Consider the following 17,990-nt stretch of genomic DNA (forward strand, 5'->3'; position numbering starts at 1 on the left):
GAAACCACCGCGCGTCCGGGGGCGGCACGGGTTAGGTTGCCGACGTGCCCGAGGCAGCGCGGCTGCTCGCCGCCTACGACAACGAGCTGCGTCCCGCGGAGCTCACCCGTCCCGAGCCGGGGCTGCGGCTCACCACCGACGGGCCGCTGACCCGGATCACCGGCGGGCGGCGCGGCTTCGTCGCCGGGCCGCCGGATCTCGGCGTGCACGGCGAGGCACTGGCCTCGCTGATCGCCCGGCAGTGCGCGTTCTTCGCCGCCCGCGGGGAAGAGTTCGAGTGGAAGACCCGCGGCCACGACAGTCCCGCCGAGCTGCCGGAGCGGCTGCTGGCCGCCGGCTTCACCGCCGAGCCCACCGAAACGGTGCTGGTCGCGCCGGCCGGCGCGGTCGCCACCTCCGCGCCACCCGGCGACGGGGTGCTCGTCCGCGAAGCCCACGGTGCCGGCGACCTGCTTCGCATCGCGACGCTCAGCGCGCACGTGTTCGGCCACGACGAGGCAGCCGTGGCCGCGGACCTGCTCGCCCGCGCCCGTGCGGACACCGGCACCACCACGCACGTGGTCGCCGAGGCCGGCGGCCGGTTCGTGTCCGCGGCCCGGCTGGAACTCGTCCCCGGCACCGGATTCGCCGGACTCTGGGGAGGCGCGACGCTGCCCGCGTGGCGGGGCCGCGGGCTCTACCGCGCACTGGTGGCCCACCGGGTCGGCGTCGCGCGCGCCCGCGGGGCCCGCCACCTGCTGGTCGACGCGCTCCCGACGAGCCGTCCGATCCTCGAACGGCTCGGCTTCCTCGCGATCACCACGACCACGCCCTATTCGCGGCGCCCCGCACCCTCCGGCCGCGGCCCGCGCGGCCGTGGCGAACCGTCGCCCGCATAGGACTCGACGAACGGCACGATCCCGTCGATCGGCTCCAGGTCGTCGCACTCCTTGCCGACCACTTCGGACCTCGCGCGGAGCACCGGGTCCCGCAACGCCCGCGCCGTGATGGCGGCGATCCGGTCCGCGTCGGCTTCGGCCTGGTCAACGGGAGCGCCAGCCCGGCTTCTTCGGCGCTCGCCGCGTTGATCGGATGTTCGGCACCGAGCACGAGGGGCACCATCGGCACCCTGTGGTAGATCGCGCCGAGCATCGTGCCCAGTCCTGCGTGGCTGACCACCGGCGACGCTCGCGCCATGGCCAGGCTCTGCGGCAGGAAGCGTTCCACCCGCAGGTTGCCCGGGACCGGCCCGACCGTGTCCGGGTCGACGTTGCCTCCCACGGTCAGGAGCACGTCCGCGTCGAGGCCGGAGAGCCCGTCGATCACCGCCTGGCGCAGCTTCCGCTGCCGGTTGAAGACCGTTCCGAGCGTCGCGTAGACGAACGGGCGCTCCCGGCCCAGTGGCGCCGGCGAACCAGGCAGGCGGCAGCCCGGTGAGGGTCGCCTGGCGGTTCCACGCCGTCTCGGCGTCATCGTCGACGAGCCCGACGCTGCGCGCGGCGCTGCGAGCAGGTCCCCTGCCGCGGCCAGATTCCACTGTGTCCAGGTCAGTTCGGCGGAGTACCGGAATTCCTTGCCCCGGCGCGCCGCGGCCACGATCCCGGGGAACTTCTCCTCCACGTTCGCCCAGCTCAAGTCCGGCCCGACCGGCACGAGCGCGAAACCGGCCGGTTCCACGGCGGGGGTGAACGCCGCGCTGCTCGCGACCCGGACCTCGTGCTCGGCCGCCCGCAGGACCGCCGCGTACGGAATCATCGGATCAAAGTGCCCGTGGCCGGGCTGGGTGGCCAGGAGAACCCGCGCCGGCCCGAGAGTACCGGCCGATCAGCCGATCAACCGGGTCGCGTAGGGCATGATGCCGCCGTAGCGCACCGAGGTGACGCGCACGCGGGAGCCCGACTGCGGCGCCTCGACCATCTGCCCGTTGCCCAGGTACAGCGCCACGTGGTGGATGCCGCCCGAGCCGCCCCAGAAGAGCATGTCGCCGCGGCGCATCTGGGAGAGTCGGACATGCCGGCCGGCGGTGTACTGGTACCCGCTGTAGTGCGGCAGCGCGCGCACTCCGGCGAAGGCGTAGATCATCAGGCCCGAACAGTCGAACCCGATTTTGCGGTAGTCGCCGTAGCTGTCCGCGACGCCACCGTCGCGGATACCGCGGGTCGGGCCGCTGCCGTTGCCGCCGCCCCACGCGTACGGGAGGCCGAGCTTCGACAACGCCCGCGCGACGACGGCCTCGATGGAGCTGCCCGCCGCCGGAGACGGCCGTCCGCCCCCACCGCTGCTCGAGTGCCCGCCGCCGGACTTCAGCGCCGCCTGGCGGGCGCGTTCCTCGTCCTCGCGCTGCTTCTGCGCGACCCAGTCCTGGTAGCGCTGGCGCTGGCCCTGCAGCCCGTTGACCTTCGACTGTGCCGTGTAGAGCTGCTGCTCGACGGCGGACTTGTCCGACTCCAGCTGGGTGTTCTGCGCGGCCTGCGCCTGCTGCGCGGACACCGCGGCGGCCTGTGCGGCGTCCGCCCCGCTCTTCGCCCGGGTAGCCGCTTGCTGCTTCTCCTGCGCGACCTCGAGTGCCTTGCGTGCCGCGGAGTCCTTGTTGGACTTGTCGGTCTGCGCCTGCTCGAGCCGGTCCAGCGCGTTCAGCCGCGATCCGCCGATCGAATCGAGCAGCTGCGCGCGGGCGAGCAGATCCTTCGGGCTGTCCGAGGTGAGGTAGGCGGAGATCGAGCCGACCGTGCTGCCCTGCTCGAAACTGGCCGCGGCGAACTTCTTGAGGTCCTCGCGGGCCTTCTCGATCGCCCCGGCCGCGGCGTCGGACTCCCGGCGCGCGGACTGCGCGTCCTGGTCGGCCTGGCTCGCCGCGTCCTGCGCGGTCTGCAGGTCGACCAGGGCCTTCATGGCCTGTTCCTGCTTCAGCTCGACGTCGTCCTGCAGCGAGCCGAGCTTCTGCTCGGCCTGTGCGAGCTGGTTGGTCAGCCGGCCGACCTCCCCGGCCTTCGCGCTCGCCGCCGCCTTCGACGAATCGAGCTCCGAGTCGCTCGGATTCGGCGGCGGGGGCGGCACGGCCAGCCCGGTCCCGGCCACCCCGTAGAGCGCGACGACCGCGAACGTCCCGACCACCAGGCCACGCCGCGCCCCGGTCGCGGCCCGCCGAGCCCCGGACGCACTGCCTCGCCGGATCCGCACGACCCGCCACCTCCGCTTCCGAGCGCCACCGCACCGGGCACACCCGGCGTCACCGTAGTCACACCACTATCACAAGCCTCACCAGGAACTCCCACACCGTAAACCCCATTTCCCCACATCGGGGGACCCGCGACGGGCGCGTCCGGCATGGCGGGCGTCACGCCGCGTGTCGGCTTGAACGAAATACAGGACACGCGTACTGTTTGGGTCGACGACGAGGTGTGCCCTCCCGCTTCCGGCCCTACCGTGGGGGTGCGCAAGACTCGGTCGAGGCCGGCCCGACGGCCGCGACACCACCGAACTGACCCGGGACCTCACGCCGCGAGCGGCGCGGGTCCATGCCACTGGAGTTAGACGTGACTGCACCTGCCAGCAAGGACAGCTTCGGCGCCAAAGACACGCTGAAGGTGGGCGAGAACTCCTACGAGATCTTCCGCCTGGACAAGGTCGAAGGCTCGCAGCGACTGCCCTACAGCCTCAAGATCCTGCTCGAGAACCTGCTGCGGACCGAGGACGGCGCCAACATCACCGCCGACCACATCCGCGCGCTCGGCGGCTGGGACGCCGACGCCGACCCGTCGGTCGAGATCCAGTTCACGCCGGCGCGCGTGATCATGCAGGACTTCACCGGTGTGCCCTGCGTGGTCGACCTGGCCACCATGCGCGAGGCGGTCACCGACCTCGGCGGCGATCCGGACAAGGTCAACCCGCTCGCGCCGGCCGAGCTGGTCATCGACCACTCGGTGATCATCGACGTGTTCGGCAGCTCGGACGCCTTCGAGCGCAACGTGGAGATCGAGTACGGCCGCAACCGCGAGCGCTACCAGTTCCTGCGCTGGGGCCAGGGCGCCTTCGACGAGTTCAAGGTCGTCCCGCCGGGCACCGGCATCGTGCACCAGGTCAACATCGAGCACCTCGCCCGTACGGTGATGTCCCGCGGCGGCCAGGCCTACCCGGACTCCTGCGTCGGCACCGACTCGCACACCACCATGGTCAACGGGCTCGGCGTGCTGGGTTGGGGCGTCGGCGGCATCGAGGCCGAGGCGGCCATGCTGGGCCAGCCGGTATCGATGCTGATCCCGCGCGTGGTCGGCTTCAAGCTGACCGGCGAGATCCCGGCAGGCGTGACCGCGACCGACGTCGTGCTCACCATCACCGAGATGCTGCGCCGGCACGGGGTGGTCGGCAAGTTCGTCGAGTTCTACGGCGAGAGCGTCGCCCAGGTCCCGTTGGCCAACCGCGCCACCATCGGCAACATGAGCCCGGAGTTCGGCTCCACCGCGGCGATCTTCCCGATCGACGACGAGACCATCCGCTACCTCAAGCTCACCGGCCGCTCGGCCGAGCAGGTCGCGCTGGTCGAGGCGTACGCCAAGGAGCAGGGCCTCTGGCACGACTCGTCGCACGAGCCGACCTACTCCGAGTACCTCGAGCTGGACCTGTCCACCGTGGTGCCCTCGATCGCCGGGCCGAAGCGCCCGCAGGACCGCATCGAGCTGTCCGACGCGAAGTCCTCCTTCCGCAAGTCGGTGCACGACTACGCCGAGGACGAGCAGCCCACCCCGCACACCAATGTGGACGAGACGGTCGAGGAGACCTTCCCGGCCTCCGACCCGGCCGCGCTGTCCTTCCAGGACGAGACCGCGGTGCCGGTGCAGTCCGCCGCCAACGGCGCGGTCGGGCGCCCGACCAAACCGGTCAAGGTCTCCAGCGCCGACCGCGGCGAGTTCATTCTCGACCACGGTGCCGTGGTGATCGCGTCGATCACCTCGTGCACCAACACCTCCAACCCGTCGGTGATGCTGGCCGCCGCGCTGCTCGCGCGCAACGCCGTCGACAAGGGCCTGTCGGTCAAGCCGTGGGTCAAGACGTCGATGGCGCCGGGCTCGCAGGTCGTGACCGACTACTACGACAAGGCCGGTCTCTGGCCGTACCTGGAGAAGCTGGGCTACCACCTGGTCGGCTACGGCTGCACCACCTGCATCGGCAACTCGGGCCCGCTCTCGGACGAGATCTCCGCGGCCATCCAGGAGAACGACCTCACCGCCGTCTCCGTGCTTTCGGGCAACCGCAACTTCGAAGGCCGGATCAACCCGGACGTCAAGATGAACTACCTGGCGTCGCCGCCGCTGGTGATCGCCTACGCGCTGGCCGGCACGATGGACTTCGATTTCGAGCACCAGCCGCTCGGCCAGGACGGCGACGGCAACGACGTGTTCCTCACCGACATCTGGCCCTCGCCGCAGGAGATCCAGGAGACCATCGACTCCGCGATCACGCAGGAGATGTTCACCAAGGACTACGCCGACGTGTTCGACGGCGGCGAGCGCTGGAAGTCGTTGCCCACCCCGGAGGGCAAGACCTTCGAGTGGGATACCGAGTCGACCTACGTGCGCAAGCCCCCGTACTTCGAGGGCATGACCGCCGAACCGGCACCGGTGCAGGACATCTCCGGTGCCAGGGTGCTGGCGAAGCTGGGCGATTCGGTCACCACCGACCACATCTCCCCCGCCGGCGCGATCAAGGCGGACACCCCGGCCGGGAAGTACCTCACCGAGCACGGCATCGAGCGCAAGGACTTCAACTCCTACGGTTCCCGCCGCGGCAACCACGAGGTGATGATCCGCGGTACCTTCGCGAACATCCGGCTGCGCAACCAGCTGCTGGACGACGTGCAGGGCGGCTACACCCGCGACTTCACCCAGGACGGCGCCCCGCAGTCGTTCATCTACGACGCTGCGCAGAACTACGCGGCACAGGGCACCCCGCTCGTCGTGCTCGGCGGCAAGGAGTACGGCTCCGGTTCGTCGCGCGACTGGGCAGCCAAGGGCACCTCGCTGCTCGGCGTGCGTGCGGTGATCACCGAGTCGTTCGAGCGGATCCACCGCTCCAACCTGATCGGCATGGGTGTCATCCCGCTGCAGTTCCCGCAGGGTGAATCCGCCGCGTCACTGAAGCTGGACGGCACCGAGACGTTCGACATCTCGGGCATCACGAAGCTCAACGACGGCGAAACGCCGCGCACCGTGCACGTCACCGCCACGAAGGAGGACGGCACGAAGGTGGAGTTCGAAGCAGACGTCCGCATCGACACCCCCGGCGAGGCCGACTACTACCGCAACGGCGGCATCCTGCAGTACGTGCTGCGGAAGATGACCAACGCCTGACGCGCACCACCAGCTGTGGCCCGCCCCGACAGTCCGGGGCGGGCCACAGTGCTTTCCGGACAAGGCGCTTTCCGGAGAAGGCTTTTCGGGTCGCCGCCCTGCCAGCAGCCGTAATCCAACGAAACCTCACACCAGAACGAACCAACCCGTGTCCGCCAGGAGATGCCGTTGGGAAGCTGACGTTCGCTCCACATTCATGGACGGCCAGCCTTCTCGCCGACGGGCAGCAGCACCGTTCTGACGTTCAACGGCTTCACTGGTCAACGCATTGGAACAGGCATCAGTGCCTGCCTGCCGGGAGGTTGGCGGCCGCTGTCGGGCTGAAGCGGGGCCGGATTCCGGTCGACCGCAGGGTGTCTGCGGTCGCTTCGTCGGCGGGCACCAGGAAGGTTGCGCGGATACCTGTGCCGTCCTGGGTCCGCATGGGCACGTACTGGAGCACGAGGGGCCCCAGCTCGGGATGGTCGAGCGTGGTGGTGCCCTCACCGCGGGTCTGCGCCGGGTATTCCTGCCACCACTGGCGGAACTCGGGACTCGCCTGGCCGACCCGGTCCACCATGGCGCTGAGCACGGGATCACCCGAATGCAGCGCCGTGCTCAGCCGGAACTCCGCGAGCAGCCGCCGGGCCTGGGTACGCCAGTCCCGGAACAGCGTCCGGATGAACGGATCGGTGAACATCAGCGTCAGCAGGCCCCGGTCGGCGACGTCCAGCCGGGTCCAGTCGCCGAACAGCAGCCGCGCGCTCTCGTTCTGGCCGAAGCCTTCCCAGCGCGGCCCGATCAGCCAGGCCGGGGCCGGGTCGTGGTGCGCCACCAAGCGGACCAGCCCTTCGGGTGCGCCCTCCGCGCCGTCGTGCGCCGGTGCGGCCGGTCCGCGGCCGCTGAGCAGCGTGAGCACCAGTTGTGTTTCCTCGTCGGTGCAAGCCAGTGCCGCGGCGACACGGGTGAGCGCGGCGGCGGAAACCGGCACCGGGCGTGCTTGTTCGAGCCAGGTGTACAACGTGGTGCTGATCTCGGCCAGTGCTGCCACTTCTTCCCTGCGCAACCCGGCCGTCCGCCGACGGCCGGTCACCGGGAAGCCCGCGGCCGCCGGATCGATCGCGGTGCGCCGTGCCCGCAGGAAAGCGGCAAGTTCCCGCCTGCGTTCAGGATTGTCGATAGCCACAGAACACTCCGCCCGAGCCGGGTAATCGCAGATACCAGGAAGGTCCGGCAACTGGTGACCCGCCGCCGGATCGCACACACTACTCAGGATCCGCCGGACCCGGTCGATGCCGCCGCGAGGGGAAGACCGGGCCGGGTAAGCCGGTGAGGAGTTCTGCTGTGCACGCCACCCATCATCCCCTGTCCGAGAGCGACGCCTTGCGGATGGCGAAAGTCCGGGCGAGCGCACAGGGCGCCGTCGACACCGGAGAGGTCCTCGTGAGCATTGCCGCCGGCGAGGACACTTCACCGACCATCGCGACCGGACCGTTTCGCACCGGCAGTCTGACCGGCGAATGGGTCGCCGCGCCGGGCACCGCTGTCGACGGAGTCGTCCTGTACTTGCACGGCCGCCGTTTCCAGTTCGAGGAGCCGGCCGACGTGCTCGCCGGCAAGCTCTCCGCGGCCACCGGGTGGCCGGTGCTGATGCCCCGCTACCGGCTCGCCCCCGCGCATCCCCACCCGGCCGCGCTCGAGGACGCCCTCGATGCCTACCGGGCGTTGCTGGAACAGGGTTTTCCCGCCGGCCGCATCGTGCTCGTCGGCCACTCCGCCGGGGCGACGCTGGCGTTGCAGGCGTTGCTGCGGCTCCGCGCGGCCGGTGCGCCGCTGCCGGCCGCGGCGGTCACTGTCTCACCGATCACCGACTTCACCTTCAGCGGTGCGAGCATCGCGATCGGCGATGATGACGTGGTCACGAACCAGGAGCTTTACCAGGTACGGGGAGCGCTTCTCGGGGACGCCGACCCGGCCGGTGCGGTTTCGCCGCTGAGCGGGGTGTGCCCGGATCTGCCCCCGCTCATGATGGCCTGCGGCAGCGTCGAGCGGCTGCTGGACGACACGGTGCGGTTTGCCGAGCGGGCCGTGGCCGCCGGCACCGAGGTCACCCTCGAACTGTACGACGGCATGCCGCACGGCTTCCCGGTCCTCGGTACAGATGCGGCGAGCCTGTTGCTGAACAGGATCGCCGAGTTCACCACCGAGCACCTCGCCCGTCGTCCGGCAGATGCGGTACGCGCTCCGCTGACCATCCGGCGGGTCGGCTGGGCGAGCTACGTGGTCACCACTGAACGCGGGACCAGAATCCTGGTGGATCCCTACCTTTCGGGCAGCGAGGGCATCCACCACGGGCTCCCGGAAAGTCCGATCCGGCCGGCCGAGCTGACCGACGTCGACGTGGTGGTGGTGACCCACGCAGGCTTCGACCACCGCGGCCAGGCGCTGGAAATCGTCACCTCCGGACACGCCGTCCTGGTGTGCGGAACGGCATTGGGCGCGTCCGCCCGCGCGGCAGGTGTCCCCGGGGAACGGATTGCGGTGACCGTCTCCGGCGTCGAGGTGCGGCACCGGGACGTGACGCTGCGCTCCCTGCCCGCCCGGCACGAGTCGAGCATGAGCGCCGAAGGAGCATTCGTCGCCGACCAGCCGCAGTCGTTTCTGCTCACCACAGCCGAGGGCGCACGGGTGTTCTGCGGCGGTGACACCTCGCTGTCCCAGGATCTGCGGACCTGGGGCGAGCTCTACCGTCCGGAGACGGCCGTACTCGGCATCGGCGGAATCTGGCTGGGCGCGACCCGCGTCGTCGAACTGCCGCCCGCGGACGCCGCGGTGGCAGCCCGTTGGCTCGGGGTCTCGACCGTGCTCCCCGTCCACCACGTCCCCGGCGACGCCATGCCGGCACAACTCGCCGCGAACCTTGCCGACGACCCGATCGAGGTCGTCCCCCTGGCATTCGGCGAGAGCTGGACCGCGGCCGGGACCGGGCGGCCGGTCCGGCGAACCTAGGAGCGGTCCGGCACGTGGCCGGGGCGGCGGTCCGGCTCGACCGCGTGCCGGACCGCCGCTAGCCGACCACCGCCCCGGTCTTCGGGTCCAGTTTCAGTGGTTTCGCCTGGGGATGGGCGAAGTCGAACATGCCGTTCAGCGGGGCGGCGAGCGCGTCGTAGGAGCCGCCGCCGATCCGGCCCAGCCGCCAGTTGTCCTCGATGAACCGCAGCACCGAGGTCTGGTCGGTCATCGTGTGGTCGACGTGGTTGACCCGGCTGTAGGGCGAGAGCACCAGCAGCGGCAGCCGGGGTCCGTATCCGCAGCGGTCGGCGGCCCCGCCGAGGCGCACCGGATGCGACGTGCACACCGGCGAATCCTGGTCGCTGTCGTGCGAACCGTTGACGATCTTCGAGGGCACGTGGTCGTACCAGCCGTCGGAATCGTCGTAGGCGAGCACGATCGCGGTCGAGTCCCACTTCGGGGACGCCTGGATACGGTTCACCTCGTCGACGACGAAAGCCTGTTCGTCCAGCGGATCGGAGTAGCCCGCGTGGCCGTCCTGATAGGACGGTGCCTTCAGGAAGCTCACCGCGGGCATGGTGCCCGCCTTCAGCGCGTCGTTGAAGTCCGCGACGTCGTACTGGTGGTTAGCCTGGTCCGTCTGCCCCACCGCGTGCAGCGACGACGGTGGCAGGTGCTTCTGATTCGCCGTCGAGCGGTAGTACTGGAACGGCTCGTGGTGCGGGCTGTAGTCCACCACCGCCTGGTCGCCGACGTTCGGATGCTGAGTGCCGCAGACCGCGTAGCCGTTCTCCTCACCGGTGGGGCGGAACCCGCCCTCGAACCAGCCCCACGTGACCCCGCGCCGGTTGAGCAGGTCGCCGACGTTGCGGCCCTGGAAGGCCCCGAGGTTGTCGGTCGCGGTGTGGTTCTTGTCCGAGCAGTCGTCGAACGCCGGGTCCGGGTCGGTGATCATGGTGCCGACGCCGTGGGAGTCCGGGGACGCGGCGGTGTTCGGGTCGACCTTCGGCTCGCCGCTGACCGAGTCCACCGGCTGCAGGCCATGCGTCTGCCCGGAGATCAGGTTGATCGCGCCGGGGCTGGACGGGCCGAACACCGCGTCGAAGGAATTGTCGTTCAGCGAATAGTGCTGCGCGTAGTTCCACATCGCGGTCACGGTGTTGCCGTCGAAGTAGTCCATCACCAGACCGGGCTCGCCGAACAGCACCGGCTGCCCGGTGCACTTGTCCTTCTCGGTGTGCTCGACGAACTTGTCCATCTTCCCGCCGTTGAACGCGGCCTGTTCCTTGTTGTAGTCGTGCGCCTGGTCGCAGGTCAGCGCCTGGTCCGGGCTGAGCCGCTTCGGGTTGTAGGCGTTCGGGTTGTGCTCGAGCAGCTCCGGGGTCAGGCCGTTGACCGCGGGGGTGCCCGGCGCGGCCTGGAACGGTGTGCCGTTCTCGTTGGTGGCCTTCGGATACGTGCCGAAGTAGTGGTCGAAGGAGATGTTCTCGCCGAAGATCACCACCACGTGCTTGATCGGTGTGGCGGTGCCGAAGCTCTCCGCCGCCACCGCGTGCGCGGGCGCTGCCGGTTCGGCCGCACTGCTCGCGCACGCCGCCGCCAGTGCCGCGGTCGCGGCCAGCGCCGCCGCGGCGATGGTCCGCCGTCGCCTGGTCCGATCCACTCGGTACCCCTTCCGCTCAGCTCAGCAAGGCCCGGCCGTAGTGGTCGGCCGGATCCGTCACGCCGGGGAACAGGTGGAAGTACCCACCCCCGAACGGCGAGACGTAGTCGGTGAGCGGCTCGCCGGCGAGCCGCCCCTGCACGGCCTCGAACTGCCGCTCGAGATCGCGCTGATAGCAGGTGAAGACGAGCCCCATGTCGAGGTTCCCGTTCGCGTCCACCCCGCGGTCGTAGTTGACCGACCGGCGCAGGATGCGTTCGCCGTCGGTGCGCGCGGTCCGCGGGTTCGCCAGCCGGATGTGGCTGGTCAGCGGCACCACGGTGCCGATCGGGTCCTCCCCGTACCGCGGCGCGTCCTGTTCGGCCGCGCCGTCGAGCGGGGCCCCGGTGTCCCGCCGCCGCCCGATCATGTTCTCCTGCTCGGACAGTGACACCCGGTCCCAGAACTCCACGAGCATCCGGATCAGCCGGATCACCTGGTAGCTTCCGCCGTCCTCGGTCCACACCAGACGGTCCAGTTCGGACTGTTGCGGGTTCGCCGTGCCGTCCTTGAACCCGAGGAGGTTGCGCGGGGTGCCGGAGGGCCGTGGAGGCGAGCTGAAGCCGTCGATCTTCCACCGCAGCTGCATCCCACCCCGGGTCGCGCGGGTGAGATCCCGCAACGCGTGCAGTACGGTGTCCGGCTCGGCGGCGTTCAGCACCAGGCTGAGATCGCCGTGGCACCACTGCGGGTCGAGCGCGTCGTCCGGGAAGGTGGGCATCGTCTTGAGCTTCGGCGGTTTCCGTGCGGCGAGCCCGAACCGGTCGTCGAACAGCGACGCCCCGGCACCCACGAGCACCGACAACGCGCCACCGGGGACCTGCGGGCCGAGCACCCCGGAATCCGCGGGAGGACCGGTGATCCCGAGCGCCGCGGGCGCACCGCCGGCGGTCAGGAACCGGGCCCGGTCGGTCAGCTCCCGCAGCAGAGCGGTCAGCTCGGCGCGGTCCTCGGCGATCACGTCGAACGCGGCCACCACCGAATGCCGCGCCGGTTCGGCGAGCACCGCCGCCTGCCGCGGACCGTGGAACGACGCGTTCTGCCCGTTCTGCCCCGCCGCGGCACTGCCGGTGAGCCCGGCCAGTCCCGCCCCGGCCCCCGCGCCCGCCGCACCACGCAGGAACGCGCGCCTCGCCAGCGTCACGAGATCCTCCTCGGTTCGACGATCGCCGCGATCGGCGCGAGGCGTTCGGTCAGCTCCGCCACGTCGCCGTTGAGCCGCTCACGCTGCCGGCGGTCCAGTGCGGACAGCGACGTCCCCGCCGCGGCGTGCAGATCGTGCTCGGTGCGGTCGAGCCAGGCGTCGAGGTCCTTCAGCGCCGGGAAGCGGGTGTTGAGCAACGGACGCAGCACGTCGAGCACCGCGCGCGTACCGGCGAGGTTGGCGCCCGCGGTCGCCAGGTTCGACCCGCTGCCGTAGTCGGTCCGCCCGGTCAGCTCGAACTGGAGGGTGTTCTCCATGATCTCGTGTGCGCGCAGGCCGAGGTCGTTCTGGTCGATCTGGGCGTCGCCGAACGAACTGCGCAGCTCCCGCACGTCCGCGTCGAGCCGATCCGCGACCGGGACCAGCGCCGCGGCGGACTCGCCGTGCCACAAGCCGTTCTCCAGCCGGTGGAATCCGGTGAATCCGGGGTCACCGGCCCCGCCGGGCAGCCCGTCGGTGGTGCCGTTGATCGCACCGTCCGAATCACCGAACGCGTCGTAGGCGGCGCCGAGGCGCTCGTAGGTCAGGTGCGCGGTGAGCCACGCACGCTGGGCGGCGCCGCGGTCACCCGTGCGCACCGCCTGTTTCACGCTCTCGGTCTGGCCGGCGAGCGTGGCGAGACCGTCCGCCACGTAGGCGTGGTAGCGCCTGAGCGGCTCGAGCAGATCCGCGTAGGTCACCGGGACCACGGCCGGCCCCGGACGGTCGGTGCCGCCGCTGACCGTCACTGCCGGGCCGACGAACGGCGTGCCGTCCTCGGGCGCGCACCGCAGCGCGTACGCGCCGTTGCCGAGGTTGACCGGCAACGACCGGGTCGTGCCGGTCCCGACGCCCTCCAGCTCCCCGAACACCGTGCCGGTCGCCGGGTCGACGAGCTCGACCTCCATGGTGACCGCGGCGTTGTTGCGGACCCGCAAGGTCTGCGGACCCGGCGGCGGCGCGGTCCAGCCCGCACCGCACGCCGCTCGCGTCACCTCGATCGGACCGTCCTGCGCGGGTTCGTCCGCGCAGCCGGCCAGAACCGCAGCCAGACTCACAGCCAGGACCGGGGCCAGGACGACGGCAGGGACACCGGCACCGCCGTGGCGCACCGCGCACCGCCGCACGTCGACTCCCCTCAGGTGAACTTCTGGCGGACACTTTCACGCGTCCGTCGGCACCTGACAAGAGGGTTGTGCCGTTATGCCCGTTTTTCCGTCCGAAGGTCGCTCGGGTCAGCTCGGGTCAGCTCTGCCCGGGTGTGCTGAACGGCTGGACGTCCGGCTGGAACACCTGGCCGTCCGCGGGCACCTTCAGATCGATCAGGTACGCCGCTGCCGCCTCGTCCACGCCCTTCGAGTCGCCCAGGATGCAGTGGCCGAACGCGTCCACCGACAACAGCCGTGAGTTGCCCAGCTCGGCGGCCATCTGCTTGCCGAACCGGTACTGGGTGGCCGGATCATAGTAGTTGCTGACCACCAGCACCGGCGTCTCGGTGTGCGCCTGCCACGGCCCGCGGTACGGGTCGGAGGTCTTCGCGGCGGGCCAGGCCGGGCAGGCCGCGATGTCGGAGAACACCTGGTAGCGCCCGAAGGTCGGGGACTCCCGGTCGGCGCCGGCGGCGATGCCCGGCACCTCGTCCTGCGCGATGTCGATCGGCTTGTCCGCGCAGTTCACGCCGAAGTACGAATCGTCGGTGGTGTACGGGCTGTCCGGGCGCACGTCGGCGTGACCGTTGCGGACCGGGAGCTTGGCGAAGGCGGATTTCCCGCCGGCCTGGCTCTGGTTCTGCGCACTCGGGTGCAGCACGTCGTAGGCCTGCTGCAGCGCCTCGCCCAGCTCGGGGAAGCCCGCCGGTGAGTACAACGCGCCGGACACGGCACTGGTCAAGGCATCGAGATCCATCTCGGTGCCGTCCGGGAGGGTGATCGGCTCGGTGCGCACGTGCTCGCGCAGCTCGTCGAACTTCGCGCGCGGATCGCCGGGGCTGAACGCGCACGCGTCACCGGCCTGGTCGCAGCGCTTCAGGAATCCGTCGAGCGCGATCTCGAAGCCCTGGGCGCGTGCCAGGTCGTAGGTCACGCCGTCGTTCGTGCGCAGCTCGGGGTCGACGTTGCCGTCGATCACGATGGCTCGCGTCTGCTGCGGGAACATCGCGGCGTAGGTGGAGCCGATGAGGGTGCCGTAGGAGAACCCGGCGTAGGTCAGCCGCTGGTCGCCGACCGCGGCGCGCAGGGTGTCGAGGTCGCGGACCACGTCGCGGGTGGACATGTGCTCCAGCAGGGCGCCCGCGTTGCGCTCGCAGAACCGGCCGTAGTCGCGGTAGGCCGCCAGCGTGCCGGAGATGTCGTTGCGGGACACCGGGACGGGGACCATCGCACCCATGACGTCCTGGGAGTCCTCCGCGGTGGTGAAGCAGCGCAGCGGATTGCTGTCGCCGACGCCGCGCGGATCGAACCCGATCAGGTCGAAGCGATCCATCACCTGCGGCTGGAAGTAGCTGTCCCCGGAGATCGGCATCCGCAGCCCGGAGCCGCCCGGCCCGCCGGGGTTGAGAAACAGCGACCCGACCCGCTGCCCGGGCACCTTCGCCGCCCGTTTCATCAGTGCGAGGTCGATGGTGCCGAGCGAGGCGTCGTCGTGGTCGATCGGCACGCGGTAGCGCGCGCAGCTGTACAGCCCGGTCTGATCGTCCGGGACCCCGCTGAGCTGTTCGGCGGTGCACTCACCCCAGTCGACCCCGGCAGTGCTGCCGACCCGGGCCGCGACCGGCACGCCCGGCGCCTCCGCCGCCGCGGTCCCGGTGCCGGCCGCGGTCACCGCACCCGTCACCACCGCCACCGCCGCGACCAGCGTGCCCGCCCGCACCGCCCTGGATCCCCGCACATCGACCTCCCCTGCCGGGCGCCGTGCCCCCGGCACGACGCGTCACCGAGCCGAGACTGGCACAAAGCCACCACCCGGACACCGTCCGAAAGGAGGAGATCATCCGCACGAATGCGTGAAGGCCCGTTTCGGGGAACCGGAAGCCGCAGCGGACTCCATCACTGCCGACCGGCTCACTCGCGGAGCGGGGGTGGGGTCGGATGGGGTGCGGGTCGGCGGGGTACGGGGCGAATGCGCGGTGCGGTTGCTGGTGCGGACTGCGGGCCCGGGTGCGGACCGCGGTTGCGGGTTGCGGGTGTGACGTGGGTACCCGGTTCACGCGTGCGGTGCAGTGCGGGCGTATGGCGCTGGTGCGAATGGGAGTCACGCGCGCGGCGCGGGTGCAGGTCGCGCGCGCGGCGCGCGGGTCGGGTCGCGGGTGCGGGCCGGGTCGCGGGTGCAGGTCACGTGCGGGTGCGGGCCGGGTCGCGGGTGCAGGTCACGTGCGGGTGCAGGTCACGTGCGGGTGCAGGTCACGTGCGGGTGCGGGCCGGGTCGCGGGTGCAGGCCACGTGCGGGTACGGGTCATGCGCGAGTCCGGTTCGCGGATGCGGGAACGGTTACTGCGGGGTGAGCAGGAAGATCGGCAGCTCGCGGCCGGCGGCGGAGCGTTCCATGGCGTAGCCGGGCCAGAACTCCAGCAGTTCGGCCCACATCCGGCGGTACTCGGCGTCCTGGAGTTCGCGGGCCTTGACCTCCACTTCGTGGCCGCGCAGGGCGACCGTCGCGCTCGCGTTCGCGCGCAGGTTGTGGGTCCAGGCCGGGTTCTGCGGGCGGCCCCAGTTCGAGCCGGTCAGCACGATATCCCGGCCGTGCGGGTAGTACAGCAGGTTCGTGCTGCGGGGCAGGCCGCTGCGGCGGCCGGTGGTGGTCAGGCGCAGCGACGGCAGGCCGGCGATGCCGACCAGGCTCACCCGCCCGCCGAACCACCGGTGCAGCCGCTGGTCGGTCGCGATGATGGCGCGGGAGGCGGCCATCACCCGGGGCTGGGCGCCGAGCGTGCGGGCGAGGGAGGCGAGAGGGTTACGCACGCACCGATCTTGCCAAACTCACCCCGAAGCGGTGCTGGGAGTCGGTCCACCAGCGCTGGACCGCGAACCCGGCGGCGGCCAGCTCCGCGGTGATCCCCTCCCGGCGGAACTTCGCGGAGACCTCCGTGCGGATGTGCTCCCCCTCGGCGAACTCGACGACGAGATCGGCACCGGGGATGCGCACGGTCGTCGCCCGCCGCGCGCGCAGCCGCATCTCGATCCACTCGTGCCCGGCGTCCCAGTGCGCCACGTGGTCGAACGTGTCCGGGTCGAAGTCCGCGCCCAGCTGCGCGTTGATCACCCGCAGCACGTTCCGGTTGAACGCAGCGGTGACGCCCGCCGCGTCGTCGTAGGCACGCTCCAGGGTTGCGGAGTCCTTCACCAGATCCGTGCCGAGCAGCAGCCACTCCCCCTCGGCCAGCACCTCCCGCACCGACCGCAGGAACCCGGCCCGCTCGGTGGGCAGGAAATTGCCGATCGTGCCGCCCAGGAACGCGACCACCCGCGGTGCCGTGCCCGGCAGCAGCCGCAGATCCCGGGTGAAGTCGCCGACGACGCCGCGCACGTCCAGCGCCGGGTACTCCGCCGAGATCGCCGCGGCCGCCGCGGCCAGCGCCGATTCCGACACGTCCATCGGCACGAACGCCTCGAGTGTGCCGTGCGCGGTGAGCGCGTCGAGCAGCAGCCGGGTCTTCTCACTCGACCCGGAGCCCAGCTCCACGAGCGTGTGCGCCCCGGTGAGGCCGGCCACCTCCCCGGCCCGGTCGGCGAGCACCGCACGCTCGCTGCGCGTCGGGTAGTACTCCGGGACCGCGGTGATCTTCTCGAACAACTCGCTGCCTTCGGCGTCGTAGAACCACTTGGGCGGCAACCACTTCTGCGCGGCGGTGAGGCCGGTCCGCACGTCCGCGCGCAGTTCGGCGGCCACGTCGGTGCGGTGGCTCTGCAGGTCCGCTTCGGTCATCGGGCGGGACTCCGTTCCAGAGACGGGGAGGGCGACGATTGCAGGGACGGTGTTCCCGGAGACAGTGCTGCGTCCGGGGGCGGTGCTTCCGTAGACCGTGCTGCGTCCGGAGACGGTTCTCCGGACAGAGCCGAGATCTCCACGCCGGACGCGGTGACGCGCACGGCGTGCCGCTCGGGCACCGGCTGCCAGGTCGGGTCCGGATCGCACGGTTCGGACGCGAGCACGACCCCGGTCGCCGTGCGCCGCCAGGACAGCGCATGCGTCCACGCCGTGCCGACCAGCGTTTCCCCGTCGGTGAGCAGAAAATTCAGCCGGGACCCGGGTGCGGCCGCCTCGACTTCGGCGACGAGCGCGGACACTGCGGCCAGCGGCTCCTCGCCCGCACGCAATCGCGCACGCAGCAGCGCCCACAGCAGGACCGAATCCGTGGGTGCTGCCAGGGTCAGCAGCTCACCCAGATCGAGGCGGCCGGCGAGTCCGGTCATCGACTGCGGCCACCCGCGGACCACTCCGTTGTGGCTGAACAGCCAGCCGTCCTCGGCGAACGGCGCGGCCGCCGCTTCGGTGACCGGCATTCCGGTGGTGCCGTTGCGCACCGCGGCGACGAACGCCTTCGTACGCACCGAGGCGGCCAGCGCGGACAGCGTGTCGTCTGTCCACAGTGGCTCCCGGCGCCGGTAAAGCTGCGGCGGCGCACCCGGATCCGGGTACCAGCCGAGACCGAATCCGTCGGCGTTCACCGACCCGCCGCCCCGCATGTCGCGGGGCGCGTACGACTGCACCAGCAGCGCATGCGGGGCGGTGAACACCAGCTCGGCGGGCGAGCAGGGCTCGCCCAGATACGCGAGGTGACGGCACATCGCGG

At 71.1% G+C, this 17,990-nt stretch carries 13 protein-coding genes; 3 read left to right on the plus strand and 10 right to left on the minus strand.

What is annotated here, in order from left to right:
* Nucleotides 1–44: 44 nt before the first annotated feature.
* On the plus strand, nucleotides 45–878 hold the full coding sequence (locus BJY18_RS05640; RefSeq protein ID WP_184778282.1) for a GNAT family N-acetyltransferase: 834 nt from the start codon (nucleotides 45–47) through the stop codon (nucleotides 876–878).
* On the opposite strand, the gene BJY18_RS05645 is transcribed toward BJY18_RS05640, so the two are convergent.
* Both BJY18_RS05645 and BJY18_RS05650 read right to left on the minus strand, forming a co-directional pair.
* Nucleotides 796–1,734, minus strand: a complete 939-nt coding sequence (locus BJY18_RS05645) for a glycosyltransferase (RefSeq protein WP_184778284.1) — start codon at nucleotides 1,732–1,734, stop codon at nucleotides 796–798. The two genes, BJY18_RS05640 and BJY18_RS05645, sit on opposite strands and share 83 nt — an antisense overlap.
* Nucleotides 1,735–1,803: 69 nt before the next feature.
* Nucleotides 1,804–3,159 carry an NlpC/P60 family protein gene (locus tag BJY18_RS05650; RefSeq protein ID WP_312873749.1) on the minus strand — a complete coding sequence of 452 codons (1,356 nt, stop codon included), beginning with the start codon at nucleotides 3,157–3,159 and terminating at the stop codon, nucleotides 1,804–1,806.
* Between the two features lie 338 nt (nucleotides 3,160–3,497).
* On the opposite strand from BJY18_RS05650, the gene acnA reads away from it, so the two are divergent.
* Nucleotides 3,498–6,326: an aconitate hydratase AcnA gene (acnA, locus tag BJY18_RS05655; RefSeq protein ID WP_184778286.1), complete on the plus strand. Its 2,829-nt coding sequence runs from the start codon at nucleotides 3,498–3,500 to the stop codon at nucleotides 6,324–6,326.
* 280 nt (nucleotides 6,327–6,606) lie between these two features.
* Here acnA and BJY18_RS05660 read toward each other — a convergent pair whose 3' ends face one another.
* Nucleotides 6,607–7,491, minus strand: coding sequence for a helix-turn-helix transcriptional regulator (locus BJY18_RS05660; protein WP_184778288.1), 885 nt, complete (start codon nucleotides 7,489–7,491; stop codon nucleotides 6,607–6,609).
* Nucleotides 7,492–7,649: 158 nt separating this feature from the next.
* Here BJY18_RS05660 and BJY18_RS05665 point away from each other — a divergent pair, with 158 nt between their 5' ends.
* A complete protein-coding gene (locus BJY18_RS05665; protein WP_184778290.1) occupies nucleotides 7,650–9,314 on the plus strand; it encodes an alpha/beta hydrolase fold domain-containing protein in 1,665 nt (554 codons plus the stop codon).
* A gap of 58 nt (nucleotides 9,315–9,372) precedes the next feature.
* On the opposite strand, the gene BJY18_RS05670 is transcribed toward BJY18_RS05665, so the two are convergent.
* From BJY18_RS05670 to egtC, 7 genes are all read right to left on the minus strand, one after another.
* Complete coding sequence (locus BJY18_RS05670) at nucleotides 9,373–10,980, minus strand: phospholipase C (RefSeq protein WP_184778292.1); 1,608 nt, start codon at nucleotides 10,978–10,980, stop codon at nucleotides 9,373–9,375.
* A gap of 16 nt (nucleotides 10,981–10,996) precedes the next feature.
* Nucleotides 10,997–12,163: a Dyp-type peroxidase gene (locus BJY18_RS05675; protein WP_184778294.1), complete on the minus strand. Its 1,167-nt coding sequence runs from the start codon at nucleotides 12,161–12,163 to the stop codon at nucleotides 10,997–10,999.
* Entirely contained in the window at nucleotides 12,160–13,260 is a 1,101-nt protein-coding gene (locus BJY18_RS05680; protein ID WP_312873750.1) for an EfeM/EfeO family lipoprotein, read from the minus strand. The genes BJY18_RS05675 and BJY18_RS05680 overlap by 4 nt, the downstream gene beginning before the upstream one ends.
* A gap of 187 nt (nucleotides 13,261–13,447) precedes the next feature.
* On the minus strand, nucleotides 13,448–15,070 hold the full coding sequence (locus BJY18_RS05685; RefSeq protein WP_184784442.1) for an alpha/beta hydrolase: 1,623 nt from the start codon (nucleotides 15,068–15,070) through the stop codon (nucleotides 13,448–13,450).
* Nucleotides 15,071–15,687: 617 nt separating this feature from the next.
* Nucleotides 15,688–16,158, minus strand: a complete 471-nt coding sequence (locus tag BJY18_RS05690) for a nitroreductase family deazaflavin-dependent oxidoreductase (RefSeq protein WP_184778297.1) — start codon at nucleotides 16,156–16,158, stop codon at nucleotides 15,688–15,690.
* The gene (egtD, locus tag BJY18_RS05695; RefSeq protein ID WP_184778298.1) at nucleotides 16,151–17,122 is read right to left on the minus strand and encodes an L-histidine N(alpha)-methyltransferase; all 972 of its coding nucleotides are present in this window, start codon (nucleotides 17,120–17,122) and stop codon (nucleotides 16,151–16,153) included. Before egtD ends, BJY18_RS05690 begins: the two co-directional genes overlap by 8 nt.
* Nucleotides 17,119–17,985, minus strand: a complete 867-nt coding sequence (egtC, locus tag BJY18_RS05700) for an ergothioneine biosynthesis protein EgtC (RefSeq protein WP_184778300.1) — start codon at nucleotides 17,983–17,985, stop codon at nucleotides 17,119–17,121. Before egtC ends, egtD begins: the two co-directional genes overlap by 4 nt.
* Nucleotides 17,986–17,990 lie beyond the last annotated feature (5 nt).

The sequence above is a fragment of the Amycolatopsis jiangsuensis genome, from assembly GCF_014204865.1.
Classification (GTDB): Bacteria; Actinomycetota; Actinomycetes; order Mycobacteriales; family Pseudonocardiaceae; genus Amycolatopsis; species Amycolatopsis jiangsuensis.

Bases quoted from the DNA above. Each gene is read 5' to 3' on its own strand.
- BJY18_RS05645 (WP_184778284.1), bottom strand. From the start codon at position 1,734: ATGATTCCGTACGCGGCGGTCCTGCGGGCGGCCGAGCACGAGGTCCGG.
- acnA (WP_184778286.1), top strand. From the start codon at position 3,498: ATGCCACTGGAGTTAGACGTGACTGCACCTGCCAGCAAGGACAGCTTC.
- egtD (WP_184778298.1), bottom strand. From the start codon at position 17,122: ATGACCGAAGCGGACCTGCAGAGCCACCGCACCGACGTGGCCGCCGAA.
- egtC (WP_184778300.1), bottom strand. From the start codon at position 17,985: ATGTGCCGTCACCTCGCGTATCTGGGCGAGCCCTGCTCGCCCGCCGAG.